General features: G+C 71.4%; 2 protein-coding genes. Both read left to right on the top strand.

The genetic code is table 11. The features are described from left to right. Positions 1 to 908, top strand: a 908-nt coding sequence (locus G6026_RS09695) for an HAD-IC family P-type ATPase (protein ID WP_182613041.1), incomplete at its 5' end; no start/stop codon positions are given. 3 nt (positions 909 to 911) lie between these two features. Beyond that, positions 912 to 1,164 (top strand): potassium-transporting ATPase subunit C (locus tag G6026_RS09690; RefSeq protein ID WP_182613040.1); only part of this gene is annotated, 253 nt, incomplete at its 3' end.

Here is a 1,164-nt window from a genome sequence, read left to right as displayed (position 1 = left end):
ACGGCGGCCGGGCCCCCGAGGGGGTGCGGGAGTCCGTCGAACGCATCGCCCGGCGCGGGGCCACGCCGCTGGTGGTGGCCGAGATGACGGTCCGCGCCAACGGGGCCGGGGATGCGACGAAGACCGGCGACGACGAGGGCGGCGAGCTGATTCCGGCCAGCGCACCCCGGGTCCTCGGGACCGTCGAGCTCTCGGACGTGGTCAAGCCCGGAATGCGCGAGCGTTTCGCCGAACTGCGGGCCATGGGGATCCGCACCGTCATGATCACCGGGGACAACCCGCTCACCGCCGCGGCCATCGCCGCCGAGGCGGGGGTCGACGACTACCTGGCCGAGGCCACCCCGGACGACAAGATCGCGCGGATCCGCGCCGAGCAGACCGGGGGGCGCCTGGTCGCGATGACCGGTGACGGCACCAACGACGCCCCCGCCCTGGCCCAGGCCGACGTCGGCGTGGCCATGAACTCGGGCACCACGGCCGCCAAGGAGGCCGGCAACATGGTGGATCTGGATTCGGACCCCACCAAACTCATCGACATCGTGGGCATCGGCAAACAGTTGCTCATCACCCGCGGCGCGCTCACCACGTTCTCGCTGGCCAACGACCTGGCCAAGTACTTCGCCATTCTGCCGGCGCTGTTCGTGGGGATCTTCCCGCAGCTGGACAGGCTCAACGTCATGGGGCTCGCGAGCCCCGAGTCGGCGATCTTGTCCGCGGTGATCTTCAACGCGATAGTCATCGTGCTGCTGGTCCCGCTCGCCCTCCGGGGCGTGAGGTACCGGGCGGCCTCCGCCGCGTCGCTGCTGCGGCGCAACTTGCTGATCTACGGGGTCGGCGGCGTGATCGCGCCGTTCCTCGGGATCTGGCTCATCGACCTGCTCGTCCGACACCTCCCCGGGATCGCGTGACTCATGTCCACTCTCACCACTGCTCTGCGCCAGCTGCGGCCGGCCCTCGTCGTCGTCGCCCTCGCCACCCTCCTGTGCGGCCTCGCCTATCCGGTTTCGGTCTGGGCGGTCTCGCGGCTCGACACCGCCTCGGCCGAGGGGTCGATCGTCCGGGACGCCGCCGGCTGCGCGGTCGGTTCGGCGCTCCTCGCCACCGACCCGCAGGTCGAGCCCGGCCAGCCGGATCCGTTCTTCCACGCCCGTGTCGTGGGGTCCG

The organism is Dietzia sp. DQ11-38-2, from assembly GCF_014145055.1.
In the GTDB taxonomy this organism is placed as follows: domain Bacteria; phylum Actinomycetota; class Actinomycetes; order Mycobacteriales; family Mycobacteriaceae; genus Dietzia.
Note: the sequence above shows the minus strand (reverse complement) of the source record. Positions and strands in the feature narration are given on the sequence as shown.